We start from the raw sequence: 14,598 nt of genomic DNA on the forward strand, positions 1-14,598 counted from the left end.
CAAAAAGGCTCAACTGCCGAGTAAAAAGGCTCAACTGCCGAGTAAAAAGGCTCAACTGTCGAGTAAAAAGGTTCAACTGCCGAGTAAAAAGGTTCAACTGTCGAGTAAAAAAGTGTCAGCCGAAGAGCGATCGACAGACGAACTCCCGACCATAGAATTTCCCTCGTGAGGGAAATTCTATGGTCGGGAGTTCGTCTGTCGATCGCTCTTCGGCTGACACTTTTTTGCTTTCTGAACTGCTGTCGATAGGGTTGGCTTTTGAGTTGAAGTTTCTCAAACCTCTTTGCCTTCCCGCAAAAATCACTAAATCAGTTTAGCTTGTGCAAACACTTTAATTGGTGATTAACATTTACATTATCTTCTTTTATAGCAATAGCAAATCATTACTTACTATATAATTAACATAACCTTATATAGTAAAAGTATATTTGATAGCAATGCTGCTAAGTACAATTAATGAGAACGAATAGAATTCACTTTTTTCAGCAGCAACAAATAATTCCCTGCACTAAAGACCTATCTGAGACTGTCTTCGCCTTACCACAACACTTTCCTCAATATGCGGTTGATAACAATGAGTTCTTGTCATCAGGTATGGCACTACTCTACCTTAACTGCTTCCTTATAAAATTAATACAATCAGGAAAAAAACAAAAGCTTTGACATTTGTTGGGCATTGGGCATGGGGCATTGGGCATGGGGCATGGGGCATTGGGCATTGGTTATTGGCCTTGTCCATTGGTGTCAACTTAAGCTAAAAATCGCTTATCTGTTAACTTCCTCACCCGCCTTGGAATTCATTCCAAGGCTAATAGCTCAAGTCTACTAAAGTAGACTAAAAATTTTTCGGATTATTTAGTCATCTTCAGATGACTTCCGCTATTAGCAAGGAACTTCAGTTCCTTGCGGGACATGGCTTTTACGTTAAGTTGACACGTATGGGCCTTGTCTCCCTCATCTCCCTCATCCTCCCCTGCCTCCCCTGCTCCCCCTCCTCTCCCTACCCTCTCATCTTCAAGGCAGAGATATCATAAAAGAGCTTAAAAGTCTAGTTTGTGTGAACACACAAAAATTTTATTCCGTATTAATATCAATACGAATGCGTAATTGAGGGACACGGCTTAAGATAGCTTTAATATCGGCTAAAATCGGGTTTTAGGCTTATATAAATGAGAGGTGGGCTGATTTTTGCCAGATTTGTACTTAAATTAGTACGATTATGAGCGAATGACACGGAATGGGATAATCACAACCTGAGGATTCCAGTTGATTCAAAAAAAGAACTCAGAAAGCTGATCAGAATACATTCTGCTGCCTTCTTAGTTCTATCCTCCTCCTGAGTGTCTACCTTGTAGTTGATGCAGTAGATATTATGGGGCAATTATAGTTATAGGACACTAAAACCCTTTTGTGTCCTTTACGCAATTGTACTAATGCACAAGTGCATTACCTAATCAACAGACTTTTGGTTGTAATTATCCAGATTAGAAAAACTCAACTGTCAAATTTATAGGAGTGAAAATGCCAGAACAAGAATTTACCGAAACCGCATCCAAAGAGACTACAGTGGCAGAGATCAACAGCCAAACAGGAACCATCACCAAACTCCAGCCTCCCGCACAGTCTCAAGATGAATGGCAAAAATATGGTGAGCAAATTTCTACCTTTTTAGCAACATTGCCAGAATATCTGGGAAGCTTCTTTAATCAATATAAGCAACCCCTGATCACTGTTGGTTTAATTGTGGGATCAATTGTTGGGGTTAAAGTACTCTTGGCAATATTAGATGCTTTGAATGATATCCCCTTGGTAGCACCTACTTTTGAGTTGATCGGTATTGGTTACTCTGCTTGGTTTGTTTACCGTTATTTACTCAAAGCCTCAACCAGGAAAGAGTTAACTAGTGAAATCACCACTCTTAAATCACAAGTGATTGGTCAACAAATTCCAGAAGCTTAATAGTGATTATCGCTTCTCTATGAGACCCTTCTCTACGAGACGCTTTGCGTAGCTTGCTTCCACGAAGTGGTACGGCAAGCTCAGGGCAAGGCGCTATGCGTAGCTTGCTCCTGTGTAGAAGTAAGCTCTAATTGCAAATCACTGAAGTCTGATCGTTAGAAGTCGGCGATCAGACTTCTAGAGGTCGCTTTCTCTGAACCTTTGGTTTAACGTGAGTTCGATGAAGCCAATTCGCAATTCGCAATTCGCAATACTTCGACTACGCTCAGGACAAGCTCAGTACAAGTTCGCAATTAAACTAAGCCCGACACTAGGAGTGGGGTTTCAACCTACCTTGCGATACAAGGATTATTTCGCCCACTTTCTTGCGAGGTTTTTACCTTTTCCCCTTATTGATAAACCTCTCCCTGACTTGAACTAAAGTTCAAGTCTGTCCCTCTCCAAATCGGAGAGGGAGGGTTTTGCATAGTAAACACCTCTTAGGGTCTTTTGATTCAGTCTCGTTAGGCGAACAGCACATAAGCCGTCGAACTCACGTTTGGTTTACAGCAGTTTTCATGTATTTGAACCACATCTGTTGTAGGGGTAAAGCGCAATGCTCATACGTGTCAACTTAACGTAAAAGCCATGTCCCGCAAGGAACTGAAGTTCCTTGCTAATAGCGGAAGTCATCTGAAGATGACTAAATATAGCCAAAAATTTTTAGTCTACTTCAGTAGACTTTAGCTGTTAGCCTTGAACTTTAGTTCTAGGCGGGTGAGGAAGGCAACAGTTAAGCTATCTATAGCTTACAGCAGTTTTCATGTATTTGAACCACATCTATCGTAGGGGTTTAGCATTGCTAAACCCCTACCGCGTGGTCTATTTACCTGAAAATAGCTGTAATTACGAATTAGGAATTACGTTAAAAGCGGTAGCGATTCTTTTGACTTTTGACACTTCGACTCCGCTCAGTGTTAACTTTTGACTTCCGCCTTGCGGTACTAGCCTCCTGTGGACAAGTTACCTTTTAGGTTCTGCTTTGGCGTGGGGGAGGTTTTGGAGACACGCTACCCAATGCCTGCGGTGGTCACTGAGCTTTGCGTTGCCCTGAGCTTGTCGTACCACTTCGTGGAAGCAAGCTACGCGCAGCGTCTCGCAGAGAAGGGTCGAAGTGCGAGCTACGCCTACGCACAATGTTTGGAGATGAAATTCCCTCCAACTTGCCCCGTTTTACTAAAGCTTGATGAATCATCGCCGCCACTTCAGCCCGAGTAGCTACTTTGTTAGGAGCAAGAATTTGTGGATTTGGATAGTTAACTACTAGACCATTGGCTGTAGCAGCAGCTATTTTGCTAGTAGCATAGGTTGGAATATCTTTAGCATCTTTATAGACACTTAAAATCTGATTTGGGGAAGTGGGTGCTTTCAAATTCAACCCACTAACAAGGGCAACTAAAACTTGCACTCGCGTAATATTTTGTTGTGGGTTGAAGGTTTTTTTCGGGTAGCCTTTGAGAAATCCGGCACTGATGGCTTGGTCAATTGCTGAAGTAGCCCAAAATTTTGCTGGTATATCTTGAAATGCGATCGCAGGCTTAGACGGTTCTTGCTCAAAGGCTTTTTGCAGGATAGCAGCAAATTCGGCGCGGTTTACAGGCTGATTTGGTCTAAAAGAATAATCAGGAAAGCCCATGAGAATACCACGGGAAGAAAGAACATCTATAAAACGCCGACCCCAAAAGTTATTGGGCACATCGTTAAATGCAATTGGCGGCGGAATAATAGATTTTTGTTTTGCCGGAGTTACTAAAGGCAACGCTGATGATGTAATTGATGACTCAAGTCCTGCTGAAGAGGATACAGGTGACTGTGGTTGTGGGGATTGAGTTGGGATTACCTGAGCCGATGGTAACACTGCGCCAGAAGAAGTTGCGCTATTAGTTGGCAATGCAGGTGTCTTGGGTTCAACAACAGCCTCAGGTGGAGATGACGGCAAAACGTTATTGGGGGCTGCATTTAGTTCTACCTTGGGAGTAAGGAAAGGCAATACTTGATTTGGTTGAATACTAGGAGACGGAGTAGAAGAAGGCGACAGCAACCCGTTTAAGTTCCAGCTAGAATCCCTGCGCGACAATGACCAAAAAAGAATTGCTCCGATAGTGGCGAAAGCAATCAGTATGGCTATAAATTCATCAAAGCCAAGGGCAGTTCTTTGGGATGACTCCGGTTCAGAAGGAGGTCTATTTGTCATCGTGATTACCCTGGTAGCAGTAAAACTTGTATCTAAACAAATTAAGCCACAGATTTAATTGTAATTCATAGAAAAATATTAGGCTTTTGGTTCAACGCCGAGCGATCGCAATTGGGCAGCTAGGCGATCGGCTCTTTGAAGTTCCTGTTCAGCCTTTTGACGTTCTTGTTCTGCCCTTTGACGTTCTTGTTCTGCTCTTTCATCGCCACTCAACAACAAATTACCTTGTAAATCCCACCAACGCAACCAGGGTAATTCCACATTCTGATAAACTCCTAGCCATAAACCTAATTCAACTTCTAAGGAGCCTATGGGATAATGTCCTCGTTCATTTGCTGCTAAAATCTGATACTGTCCTTCAATCAGATGATAAAGTTCTAGACTGGCTTTACTCGCTTCATAAATGCCGTAGAAGGGAGGACGAATCACCTGCTCATAAACCCAAAATTTACCCTTCCAAGGAGTTTTATCGAAAGCGGCGGGAAACTCCATCCCCTTGTGGGTGTTCCTGGATAGCCGCCCCGCCGCTTTGGGCATTGGGCATTGGGCATTGGTAACTTCTTCCCCATGCCCCATGCCCGATTCCCCATGCCCAAAAACTCCATCCCCTTGTGGGTGGAGTTTTTTATCTCGTTCTTCACTACCGTCTCCAGAGACAAATTCCAAGACAATCAACGGGGCAATAAACTCTCGCCACAATACATAAGAACGTCGCGTTTGCCCATTCAGTGTAGCCAGTACATTCGGTACATAAAACCAATCCGGTGCTTCTGCTCCTTTTTCAGGGGGATCAGTCAAGCGCCAGTAAATGCCTAAGTCTTGGCCAATACAATATTGACCTTCAGGATTTATTTGCTTGAGGACGGGTGTAATCGAGTCAGTTAGTAAGATACTTTGGGGATGCTCTTGCCAATTTTTCACAAACGTGCCATCGGACTCTGGAAGTTGAGTATGGTCGGGAAAAGGAGTGAGGGCGGTGGATGGATTGGTTACAGAGGTCATAACGCTACCTTTGCACTTTTTGTAAAGGTTGTTTTTAGTGTAGCTTGCGATCGCTCTCTAAATATTCTCCACCCAGATTAGAAATCGCACACCTATTACTTCCAGTCGCCTTGCGCTAGATATCTATAGGACTTACGCAAAAATCGCCCAAAAGCTTAATTTATCGAACCGCCAAGACGCCAAGAACGCCAAGAATTCGTAGAGCGTGCGTAAGTCCTAATCTAAACCGAAACCGGATTTAGAGGATGACAGAATGTAAAATATTAACTTATTGTTTACCTAGTATTTGTAAAAATCAGGGTGTATAGTGCCAGAAGAATCCAGTTGCCAAATCTCACCGCCATTTGTGTCTCTTGGTAGCGATCGCGATATCGATTTAGATTCAACCCTGCAAGAACTACCAATGTACAACTTCCCAGTGGAAATCAATCACACTGGTATGGAAGTGGCTAGTTTTTTGGAAAAATACCCCCAGCTACCAGGAGTAATTTTGGTAGAACAGGGAAAGTTCATTGGGATGATTTCGCGGCGGCGACTGCTGGAATTTTTGATTCGCCCATTCGGACAAGAGTTATTTGTTCAGCAACCATTAGCCGTTCTCTACAGCTATGCGCGGATACCGATGTTGCTGCTTGCTGATACAACATCGATTTTAACTGCGATGCAACTTAGCTTAAAGCGATCGCCAGAATTCTTAGCAGAACCAATTGTAGTAGAAACAGAATCTGGTGCTTATAGATTGTTAGATGTCCAAGAATTGAATATTATTTCTTGGCAAATTCGAGGAATCGACAATCTGGTAAGATATGAACGCAGCCAAGCCCAAATGATTCAAAATGATAAAATGGCAAATTTGGGACGTTTGGTAGACGGTGTAGCGCACGAAATTTTAGACCCAGTGGGTTTTATTTGGGGTAACATAACTTACGTTTCAACTTATAGCCAAGATTTGCTCAAGCTGATAGCGGCTTATCAAAAAGAGCTACCATCAGCTTCTGATGCAATTAATCTTCTTAAAGAAGAGATTGAATTTGATTTTTTAGAACAAGATTTGTTGCGATCGCTTGCTAGTATCCGCACTGGAGCGGAAAGATTAAAAAAACTTGTCACCAGTTTACAAAACTTCTGTCATATCGATGAACTTTATCCCAAGCCAGTGGATTTACACGCTTGTATTGATAGTATTATTTTATTAATTAATAGCCGTCTTCAAGGAGAAATTGAAATCGTCAAATACTACGGTCAATTACCCCCAGTGTATTGCTTTATGGGGCAGTTAAGCCAAGTTTTGATGAATATTTTCAGCGAAGTTGTGGATACTTTACTCAATGAAGCAGTGCGACAGCAGTTGCATCGAGAAGATACAAAAACTGTTCAAAAACCCCGAATTGAGATTACTACAGAAGTAATTTCCCAGGAAGCAAGCAACCCAAATGCACCAGATTCTCGCTGGATATTAATTCGCATTGCCGACAATGGGCCTGGAATGTCTCAAGAATTGCAACAGCAAATTATGGAGTCGTTTTCTCTTGAAACGAAGAATAGTAAAAATACTAGTTTAGCAGTAAGTTATCGAATTATAACAGTAAGACATGGTGGTAAATTAAGTTTTCATTCACAGACTGGTATCGGTACAAAATTTGAAATCTTATTGCCTTTAGTTTGATAAGAGGCATGGGGAATGGGGCATGGGGAAGAAGTTTCCAATGCCCAATACTTCGACTTCGCTCAGTACAAGTGCCCAATGCCCAATGCCCAATGCCCAATGCCCAATGCCCAATGCCCAATAACGTTTTGTTGTTTTACCATAAGTGCTATATTGGCTCTTGACCCGACCGAGTACAAACTATGTATAAACCCACAGGACAGCGAACTAGAGGTGTTGTACTTAGTACTACAGGACAGTTAGGGAGAGTGGGCAGATGAACAAAAATACTGGGCAAAGTGGTGTTTTTTCTCTGTTTAACAAAGTTTGGGGGTTTAAGTCAAGAGCCTCTATAGACAGCACGTTTTGTGTCGGGGTAAAATCCCCGTTACAAAACGTAATTGCGAATTGCGTTAGCGCAGCGTTAGCGAGTCCGCGAGCGTCATTGCGAATTGCGAATTGGTTTAAAGGCGTACCCCTACGTCGCATTTTGGTAACGTTGTTTCTGCTGCAAATCTTGCTAGCTGTGGGATTAACTGGATATTTATCGATTCACAATGGGCAAAAGGCAGTCAATGAGGTAGCTAGCGAATTGCGTTATGAAGTCGCTAATCGAGTAGAGCAGAATTTACAGACTTATCTCTCAACTTTGCGTCAACAACTGCGCGGTAATCAAAATGTCATTGACATCGGGTTGCTCCCGATGGAAAATTTGGCAACCTGGGAGTCATACTTAATAAAGCAGTTAGAGATTTTTCCTGATGCCATCGCTTTAACGGCAAGCAATGAACAACTTGAATATTTAGCGGTGGAAAAGCTCAACGATCGCCAATTTTTACTCACAAAAGCCGACAAGTCAACTGGGTACAACCTCTACACTTACAAAATTGACTCTTTTGGTCAACGTACCCAACTTCCAGAAGTGATCAAAAACTATGATGCGCGATCGCGTCCTGATTATCAAGCAGCAGTTAACGCCAAAAAATTCAGCTTTAGTCAGATTTTTACAGCCCTCACTGAACCAACACTCCTGATTAGTGCATCTCAACCTATATATAACTCCCAAGGTCAGTTACTCGGTGTCAACAGCGCTCTAACTCATATATCACAAATTGGAGATTTGCTGCAAAATATTAAAGTTGGCAAGTCTGGACAAATTTTTATTATCGAGCGATCGGGGCTATTAGTCGCAAGTTCCACAACCGAAGAACCATTCTGCTTACAAAATGGTAAACCCGTTAGGTTCGCAGCTTCCCAGAGCGGGAATTCTTTGACTCAAGCAAGCGCTAAATATTTAACAACTAAATTTAGTAACTTTGACCAGATTCAAAGTTTACAGCAACTAAATTTCTCCTTTGGCGGTAAACGACAATTTTTAGAAATTAGACCCTTCGAGGGTGAACTAAATGTCAATTGGTTAATAGTAGTGGCTGTTCCAGAAGCAGACTTTATGGGACAAATTGAGCGCAACACTCAAACCATAATTTTTCTTTGTTTGGGAGCATTGGGATTAGCTACTTTACTGGGGATTATCACCGCCCGTTGGATAACTCAGCCAATTTTGTACTTCAGCACGGCGACAAAAGATTTAGCAGATTTGACTAATGGCGAAGACTCAGTGGTGATAGTACAGGGCATTAAAGAACTAGAGGTGCTGGCTGCATCTTTTAACGAGATGATACAGCAGTTAGGGAAAACCTTTACTGCACAGATAACCAAAAATGAAGAGTTAGAATTGCAAGTTTTGCAGCGAACTCAAGAATTACAGCAAGAGATTCAAGTACGGATTAACAGTGAGCGCATACTAAGCCAGCATCATCAGGTGTTGGCAGAACTGGCAAATCATAAGGCGATTTCAGAAGGAAAGCTAGAAACGGCATTCAAAGTTATTACCGAGAAAGCAGCAAATGCTTTAGAAATAGAACGAGTCAGTGTGTGGTTATTCAATGGTGACCGCACCAAACTACAATGTATAAGTCTCTATGAACGTAGCAATCAAAGACATTCAGCAGGTTTAGAAGGCAACCTTGCAGATTATCCCATCTATTTTAAATCCCTGACATCTGCGCGGATTATTGCCGTCACCGACACTCGCACCGATCTACGGATACAAGAATTATGGGATGAACTGCTAGAACCAAAGAATATTGTATCTCTAATTAATACCTCCATTTGGGTTGGGGGCGAAGTGGTGGGAACAGTATTGTATGAACAGATTGATATTCCCCGGATATGGGAACTGAGTGAGCAAAACTTTGTTAGCTCAATAGCTGAATTTGTCACCCTAACTTTAGAAGTATGCGATGTCTACGACGAGCTTCGCTTACGCAAACAGGCAGAATCCGCTCTGCGTGAGGCTCAAGAAGCTGCCAAAATTGCAAATCGTGCCAAAAGCACCTTTTTAAGAAACATCAGCCATCAACTGAGAAATCCCTTAACCTCCATTCTGGGAATTACAGAAGCACTCCAAAATCAAGTGTACGGTACTGTAACCGAAGAACAGCGCCAGTCCCTAAATATCCTCGAATCCACTGGCAAGAATTTACTAAAATTGATTAACCAGATCCTTGAGCTTACCGATATCGAATCCAGCAAGATAGAACTGCAATTAGCTGCTACTTCGATTCAAGGAATATGTGACTCTAGTCTTAGTTTTGTCAAACATTTAGCGTTGCAGAAAAATATTCATCTGAGCGTACAAATACCTGAAGAAATTGAACCCATCCAAGTCGATGAAAGCCGCATCCGCCAAGTATTTATCAACCTTTTGACTAACGCTATCAAGTTTACTAAAGAAGGAGGCAAAGTTTGGATTGAAGTCCAGCCAAATTCCACAAATGAATATATCTTTTTCAGCGTAATAGATACGGGTATTGGTATGCTTTCCGATGACCTTTTCCAATTATTTCAACCTTTTGTGCAAGTTGAAAATTCCTCTAACCGTAATTCCACAGGTACTGGTTTAGGGTTAGTAATGGTGCAAAAGATTGTCGAGTTGCATGGTGGTACTGTCCATGCTGAAAGTCAGTTGGGTAAAGGTAGTCGTTTTACAGTCAAACTTCCTTGGAAAAAGGTCTAGGAATGGGGAGTGGGGAGTTATTCCTCGTTCTCTTTAATTGCTTTTAAACCCAAATCACCCCACCTCGCCAAAGCGTAGCTTTGTCTCCCCTCCCCAAGAATAAGGCTACAGTGTACACACAAGTTATCGAATCACTACCAGTCCTCGAATTACCCCACCCTAACCCTCCCCGATGTATTGGGGAGGGAACGAGAATCTCTTGTTTCCCCCCTTTACAAGCTGTACCAATGGAAAGAAAGTTAGCGATCGCTACATTATGAGGGAACGAGAATCTCTTGTTTCCCCCCTTTACAAGGGGGGATTAAGGGGGGTAATTCGACTTGTGTGTACACCGTAGCGATGCTTTGGGGAGGGGTTGGGGGTGGGGTGTAATGACTGTGGTTAGCATAACTATTTATGCAAACATGATATCATATCATGTCCGCTTGATTGCTTATTAAACCCAAATCACCCCACCCCGCCAAAGCGTAGCTTTGTCTCCCCTCCCCAAGAATAAGGGGAGGGGTTGGGGGTGGGGTGCAATGACTGTGGTTAGCATAACTATATTATGCAAACATGATATTAGAGACTCAATTTAGACAGGGCTATTTCGTTCTAGACATAACCGCCCAGAACTAAAGTTCCGGGCTAATAGCCCAAGTCCACTAAAGTGGACTAAAAGCTTTTCTTAGTCGTCTTTAGACGACTTTTGCTATTAGCCTCAGAATTTATTCTGAGGCGGGCTAGATGAGAATGAAATAGCCCTGCAATTTAGATTCAATTTTTTAACAATTCATTCTACGATCGCTCCATCCAGTCCACTAAGGCTATGATGCAGTTTTAGTATCCTCACTAGCCGCTTCCTTGGGAGTCGTCTTTAAACGTGTCGCTGTGCTTTTGCGGATGCGATCGCTTTTGCGAACACCACCCGCCATTTGATATTCATGGCTATCTTTGCCGTATTTAAAAGCAACTCCAAGGAGCATTTTTTCTGTCAAGTCGCTCAAAGTTGTTTCCAACTCTTTCATCTCACTTTTGTAAGAATCAATCACAGCCAAAGTAGTATTATAAGCATCTATTTTGCTACGGTACTGCTGAATTACTTGTGTGATACTTTGCAAGTTGCGAGCATCCCCAAAATCCATACTCGGATCAATTGCTTTAAGTCCGGCCATTCTCAATTCAGCTTTTTCTAGAACGCGATATGTACGCTTTTGACGAGGCATAATTATGTTCTTTTTATTGTGTTCTAGAGCTAGCTTGCCTTATTAAAGCTTGATTTTGGTTGAGTAAAATCCACAAATCTGGTGTTCAATATAACCATAACTTAAGTAATATCCACTAAAACTATGATGTTTGTAACGAAAATTGTAGTGGTGGTAACTAAAATCGTAATATTGTAACGAAAATTATGATGTTTGTAACAAAAATCGTAGTTGTGGTAACTAAACTCGTTATTTTAGTAACAAAATCGTAATATTGTAACGAAAATTATGATGTTTGTAACAAAAATCGTAGTTGTGGTAACTAAACTCATTATTTTAGTAACTTAAAGCGCGATGTTAGTGACGACAAGTGATTTCAATTCAAAAAACGTAGATATTACACCCAATTAATTCAGAAAGTAATGCTGAAGTGAATCTAAATTTGTTAACTTACATGGCAAAATTTAGAGCAAAAGCAGTGTATTAATAGGATATAGGAATCGTATTTGATTTTTGAAATTATCTACGTAGGCGGGGAGTGGGTAGAGACGCGATTAATCGCGTCTGTACGGAATAGGGAATAGGGAATTAGGCTTTTCGAGTTGTACCGAGCTATTTAACATGATTCTCGATTAGCCCCCTAGCCCGCCCAGAAATAAATTTCACAGGCTTTTAGCTTAAGTCCACTCAAGTGGACTAAAACTATTTTTTTCTCAGTCTTCTTTAGAAGACTTAAGCTATTAGCCTTAGAATTCATTCTGAGGCGGTTGTTGGAACTAATGCAAAATTTAAGTGTAAAGCCCCCCAACCTACGCAGGTTAAGGTTTTTGGCTCTAACTGAACCCTATTGCCCCAGCCCGGACAGAAATAAGTTTCACAGGCTTTTAGCTCAAGTCCACTCAAGTGGACTAAAACTTTTGGCGTTGCATATTTGCGGGATGATTTTGCTAGTTTTGTGGGATGGGGCGATTTGCCCGTCCCTTGTATTTCAGGGCGGGCGAGACGCATTGGTGTCAACTTAAGCTAAAAATCGCTTATCTGTTGGCTGACACGCCCGCCCAGAAATGAATTTCAGGGCTTATAGCTAAAGTCTACTAAAGTAGACTAAAAATTTTTCGGATTATTTAGTCATCTTTAGATGACTTTAGCTATTAGCCAAGGAACTTCAGTTCCTTGCGGGACATGGCTTTTACGTTAAGTTGACACTAATGGGCGAGACGCCCACCCTACAAGAATCATCCCTTGATTCAGCAACGCCTTAATTCGTAATTCGTAATTAAAAAACTAGGTGAGGGCGATTGAGATTGTAGAAAACAATTAGTTTATCAATAAATAATATCGGGCAAATGCCTTGCACCATGCACAACGCGCACGACTTCAATACCTTCGCTGATATTCCGGTAAAGAATTAAGTAGCGACCAACCGGAAAATACCTTAACCCTGATACAATATCAGGACGGGCTTGACCAAGTTTTGAATTATCAGCCAGCATTTGACATTTTGTATCAATCTGGTCAAGCAATTTGTCAGCTGCTGTTGGATTATCAGCCGCAATGTAAATCCATATTTCAATCAAGTCTTCTTCGGCTTTAGCAGTGCGGATAAAACGTCCCACCAATCACGCATCCTTTTGAGAAACTTGACCTAAACGCCTACGGGCTTCTTGTTTAATAGCTTCAATATCTGTATATTGCCCAGCACCACTGTCAATTCCTTCTTGCCAAAGATGGCGTACTTCATCAATATTTTGCAACCGCAACAGACGTTTTTGCTTCCAGTCCTGTAATGCTTCGCGGATAACTTCACTGCTGCTGGCATATTCGCCAGATTCAACCACATCACGGACAAAAGCAGCTATTTCTGGTGTGAGAGCAACACTAATTTTCTCAATGTTAGGCATGGCTGAACATCCTTTTTAGTTTAAAAGTAGCAAATATTATTACCACAAACAAGATCGAGCGATCGCTATTCTCTCATCAACGAAGGTGCGATCGTTAAAGGTTTCCTCAAAGACAAAGCCTAACAAGCTTGATAAGATGGAAAAAATAGTTTAACCTAACTGCCAAGGTTATGAGTAACATTAATATTTCCTTGCCTGAGTCGATGAAAGCCTTTGTTGAAGAACAAGTGGCTGAAGGTGGCTACGGTTCAGTTAGCGAATATCTACAAGAGTTGATCGTTCAAGACCAAAAACGCAAGATGCAAGAACATATAGAAGAACTTTTAATTGCAGGACTTGAAAGTGGAGAGACGATAGAAGTTAATGATGAATGGTGGCAGCAAAAACGCACACATTTGATCGACCAGATGCATCAAGAGAAATAATGACAAAGCGGATAGTCATTACACCCAAAGCCAGTTTAGATATTGATGAGTATTTTGCTTACATTGCCCAAGAAAACCCTGACACGGCTCTTTTATTTTTTGACTCTGTAAGACTTGTCCTGAGCGCAGTCGAAGGAGAAACTTTTGCACAGTTAGCAAGAATGCCTGGAATGGGTAGCCGTTATCCTCTGGATAATCTTCGTTTACAAGGTTTACGTAAATGGGCTATTAAGGGATTTAAAAAATATTTAATTTTTTACTTTGAGCGAGATGAAAGCATTGAAGTTGTGCGGATTCTCTATGCGGGGCAAGATATAGAAAGGATTTTAGAACAGGAGTGATATTGAATAGCGATCGCTTGTATGATTACTTTGGTGGAGCGATCGCTCTGTCAAAATCATTTAGGATATCTTCTGGTAAAGGCTCGTCAAAATCTGGTGCAATGATAACTTTACCTTTATCCAATCCTGGAATTCGAGGTGAGGCTGTATCTGTGAGAGCTACTAGGCGTGCAACTGGAATACCCTTCTGTGCAATCACGACCTCTTCACCAAGTAATACCTGACTTAGCAATTCAGAAAACTTAGCACTTACTTCAGAAACATTAACGGTGATACTCATTTGCCTAAGTAATTGTTAATTCCTAATATTTCTTAGGATAACACTGGCTATAAGTGCATTTTTCAATGATTTCATCCTGGCATATCTCAACGAACTTAACTGCGATCGCTTGGAAACTGAACTAGATAACCCTACTGTCCAACTTGTACAAATCTAAGCAATACGATGACAGTATTAGTAACTTTAGATAGAGCCGGAATCATTGACGTTCTAAGTATATACGCAATACAATATTATTGTAGAACCTAACAATAGAGTTAATCAAAATAATTTGCCCAGAGAATAAACACGAGCAATATTAAAGATAATTTGGATAAAACAAATGAACACCAAAATTATTGCTTTCTTGGGAATTACGGCAGCCTTTGCAAGCTTAGGAAGCCAAGTATACGCACAGTCACCAACATCAAGCTCAAATCTAGAGCAACATAGATTAACTGGTGATTCTCTCGTTGGAATTAATAATAGAACAGCCCAAAATGACTTTGGAAGGTTTTTTGAGCAAACTAATCCAGCAAGCATCTCCAACAATAATATTGTATTGCGTAT

The 14,598-nt window shown here is 41.4% G+C and carries 13 protein-coding genes and 1 pseudogene; 7 read left to right on the plus strand and 7 right to left on the minus strand.

Translation table 11 applies throughout. From position 1 onward, the window contains the following. Positions 1–1,521: 1,521 nt before the first annotated feature. The gene (locus tag LC574_RS04420; RefSeq protein WP_229451673.1) at positions 1,522–1,959 is read left to right on the plus strand and encodes a CAAD domain-containing protein; all 438 of its coding nucleotides are present in this window, start codon (positions 1,522–1,524) and stop codon (positions 1,957–1,959) included. A gap of 1,069 nt (positions 1,960–3,028) precedes the next feature. Here LC574_RS04420 and LC574_RS04425 read toward each other — a convergent pair. After that, positions 3,029–4,192 carry an S-layer homology domain-containing protein gene (locus tag LC574_RS04425; protein WP_229451674.1) on the minus strand — a complete coding sequence of 388 codons (1,164 nt, stop codon included), beginning with the start codon at positions 4,190–4,192 and terminating at the stop codon, positions 3,029–3,031. Positions 4,193–4,270: 78 nt separating this feature from the next. Beyond that, complete coding sequence (locus LC574_RS04430; protein ID WP_229451675.1) at positions 4,271–5,194, minus strand: Uma2 family endonuclease; 924 nt, start codon at positions 5,192–5,194, stop codon at positions 4,271–4,273. Between the two features lie 307 nt (positions 5,195–5,501). Between LC574_RS04430 and LC574_RS04435 the strand changes: the two genes are divergently transcribed. The 3 genes from LC574_RS04435 (at position 5,502) to LC574_RS04445 (ending at position 9,918) form a co-directional block, all read left to right on the plus strand. Continuing rightward, complete coding sequence (locus LC574_RS04435) at positions 5,502–6,860, plus strand: ATP-binding protein (protein ID WP_229451676.1); 1,359 nt, start codon at positions 5,502–5,504, stop codon at positions 6,858–6,860. Between the two features lie 15 nt (positions 6,861–6,875). Further along, entirely contained in the window at positions 6,876–7,103 is a 228-nt protein-coding gene (locus LC574_RS04440) for a hypothetical protein (protein WP_229451677.1), read from the plus strand. A 181-nt stretch (positions 7,104–7,284) separates the two neighbouring features. Beyond that, positions 7,285–9,918, plus strand: coding sequence for an ATP-binding protein (locus LC574_RS04445; RefSeq protein ID WP_229451678.1), 2,634 nt, complete (start codon positions 7,285–7,287; stop codon positions 9,916–9,918). A gap of 806 nt (positions 9,919–10,724) precedes the next feature. Here the strand turns inward: LC574_RS04445 and LC574_RS04450 are convergent. The 4 genes from LC574_RS04450 to LC574_RS04465 all read right to left on the minus strand — a co-directional run bounded on the left by LC574_RS04450 (position 10,725) and on the right by LC574_RS04465 (position 13,003). Then, positions 10,725–11,123 (minus strand): hypothetical protein, encoded by a 399-nt coding sequence (locus LC574_RS04450; RefSeq protein WP_229451679.1) that lies wholly within the window; start codon positions 11,121–11,123, stop codon positions 10,725–10,727. Positions 11,124–11,855: 732 nt separating this feature from the next. After that, a complete protein-coding gene (locus LC574_RS04455) occupies positions 11,856–12,110 on the minus strand; it encodes a hypothetical protein (protein WP_229451680.1) in 255 nt (84 codons plus the stop codon). 317 nt (positions 12,111–12,427) lie between these two features. Continuing rightward, positions 12,428–12,718: a type II toxin-antitoxin system RelE/ParE family toxin gene (locus tag LC574_RS04460; RefSeq protein WP_229451681.1), complete on the minus strand. Its 291-nt coding sequence runs from the start codon at positions 12,716–12,718 to the stop codon at positions 12,428–12,430. Between the two features lie 3 nt (positions 12,719–12,721). Further along, positions 12,722–13,003, minus strand: coding sequence for a type II toxin-antitoxin system ParD family antitoxin (locus tag LC574_RS04465; protein ID WP_229451682.1), 282 nt, complete (start codon positions 13,001–13,003; stop codon positions 12,722–12,724). A gap of 170 nt (positions 13,004–13,173) precedes the next feature. Here LC574_RS04465 and LC574_RS04470 point away from each other — a divergent pair, with 170 nt between their 5' ends. Together LC574_RS04470 and LC574_RS04475 are read left to right on the plus strand one after the other, a co-directional pair. Continuing rightward, positions 13,174–13,428, plus strand: a complete 255-nt coding sequence (locus LC574_RS04470; protein ID WP_229451683.1) for a type II toxin-antitoxin system ParD family antitoxin — start codon at positions 13,174–13,176, stop codon at positions 13,426–13,428. Further along, on the plus strand, positions 13,428–13,769 hold the full coding sequence (locus LC574_RS04475) for a type II toxin-antitoxin system RelE/ParE family toxin (protein WP_229451684.1): 342 nt from the start codon (positions 13,428–13,430) through the stop codon (positions 13,767–13,769). Before LC574_RS04470 ends, LC574_RS04475 begins: the two co-directional genes overlap by 1 nt. 25 nt (positions 13,770–13,794) lie before the next feature. On the opposite strand, the gene LC574_RS04480 is transcribed toward LC574_RS04475, so the two are convergent. Beyond that, a complete protein-coding gene (locus LC574_RS04480) occupies positions 13,795–14,049 on the minus strand; it encodes a type II toxin-antitoxin system Phd/YefM family antitoxin (protein WP_229451685.1) in 255 nt (84 codons plus the stop codon). Between the two features lie 322 nt (positions 14,050–14,371). Here LC574_RS04480 and LC574_RS04485 point away from each other — a divergent pair. Then, positions 14,372–14,598 (plus strand): annotated as a pseudogene (locus LC574_RS04485) (hypothetical protein); the annotation flags it as partial.

The organism is Nostoc sp. CHAB 5715 (assembly GCF_020829685.1).
Classification (GTDB): domain Bacteria; phylum Cyanobacteriota; class Cyanobacteriia; order Cyanobacteriales; family Nostocaceae; genus Nostoc.